At 75.1% G+C, this 1,082-nt stretch carries 1 protein-coding gene; it reads left to right on the top strand.

The genetic code is table 11. The annotated features are described in order from the left end of the window. Positions 1-1,082: DUF4912 domain-containing protein (locus ACLEQD_RS44035; protein ID WP_410391883.1), on the top strand; the 1,082-nt coding region annotated here is incomplete at both ends.

Here is a 1,082-nt window from a genome sequence, read left to right as displayed (position 1 = left end):
CGTCCAGCGCGCCCGGGGAGGACGCGCCCGCCGCCGCGAAGCCCGCGCCCGCGAGCGAGCCACCGCATGCCGCCGAGCCCCTGATGGAGGGGTTCTTCGTGACGAAGATGGCGGGAGAGAAGGAGGCGCGCCGCCACCACCTGCTGGAGGAGCAGGCGCCGCGCCTGCCTCCCGCGGATGCGTCGCCCGAGCGGGACGAGCACCTGGGCATGCTGCCCCTGGACTACCAGGACGACGCGATGGTGCTGCTCGCGCGGGACCCGCACACGCTCTTCGTCTTCTGGGACTTCAGCGACGCGAGCCGCGACCGGGCGCTGGACGGCCTGCCGTCGCCGCGCGCCGTGATGAAGGTGTTCGACGGCGAGGGCGTGTCGCGCGAGGTGGACTTCGCGCTGGAGTCGCGCAGCTTCTACCTGCAGGGCATGACGCCCGGGCGCACGTACCGGGTGGAGGCGCACTTCGTCGGCTCGGACGGCCGCTCGCGCCGCATCGGACATTCGTCCAACCGGGCCACGCTGCCGCCCGCGGGCCCGTCGGTGGACACGTCCATCCGGTTCCTGCGCATGCCGCCGCCTCCCGTGGTGGACCGGCTGCGCACGGAGGCGGTGCCCTCCGCGGCGTCCGCGCGCGTCCCCCGCGTGGAGGAGCGCGAGTACGTGACCTGGCGCCGGGTGCGGCTGCCGGGCAGCGCGGGCATGGTGGACATGCCGGAGGTCCACCGCGAGCGCGACGAGGCCTATGTCGATGCGCCGCGCGTGCCGGGGGCTTCGGACCAGCGCTACGCGGAGGAGGCCTATCTCGAGAGCGCGCCGCGTGCGCCCGGGGCGTCGGATCAGCGGTACGCGCGCATGGGGGAGGCGACGCTCGGTGAGGGCGCGGTGCTGGCCCCGTCGCGTGCGCCCGGGGCTTCGGACCAGCGCTACCTGGCCGTGGAGCGGGCTCCGGGTGCTTCCGACCAGCGGTACGTGGAGGGGGCGGCGGCTCCCCGGTATCCTGGAGGTGCCGCGCGCGCCGGCGCTTCGGACCAGCGCTACGGGCAGACGGTGCTGCCGGGCGGCGTGTCGGAGTACCGCTATCTGGAG

The sequence above is a fragment of the Corallococcus sp. 4LFB genome (assembly GCF_046520365.1).
Lineage (GTDB): Bacteria > Myxococcota > Myxococcia > Myxococcales > Myxococcaceae > Corallococcus > Corallococcus caeni.
The sequence above is the reverse complement of the archived record's forward strand: the minus strand, read 5'-3'. Positions and strand labels throughout refer to the sequence as shown.